This is a genomic window from Methylobacterium frigidaeris (assembly GCF_022179185.1).
GTDB classification, from domain to species: Bacteria; Pseudomonadota; Alphaproteobacteria; order Rhizobiales; family Beijerinckiaceae; genus Methylobacterium; species Methylobacterium frigidaeris.
On sequence record NZ_BPQJ01000292.1, the window covers coordinates 1 to 248 of the forward strand.

A 248-nucleotide genomic window follows, 5' to 3' on the forward strand; every position below is an offset into this window, starting at 1 on the left:
GCGTGCTCCGGTTTGGACTGCGCGCATCGGGCCGGCGATCCTGGCGGGCCGCCGTTCAGGCCGCCCGCACGGTGGCGAGGAAGCGGCCGACCTCGGCGGCGAGGTGTTCGGACTGCCGCGAGAGTTCCGATGCCGCGCCCAGCACCTCGCTCGCCGCCGATCCGGTCTCTTCCGCGGCGCTGGCGACGCCGGTGATGTTGCTGGTCACCGCCCCGGTCCCCATGGCGGCCTGGCTGACGTTGCGGACG

General features: G+C 74.6%; 1 pseudogene. It reads right to left on the reverse strand.

Annotated features, from left to right (window positions below):
- Positions 1-55: 55 nt before the first annotated feature.
- A pseudogene (locus MFF64_RS37185) lies at positions 56-248 on the reverse strand (methyl-accepting chemotaxis protein); the annotation flags it as partial.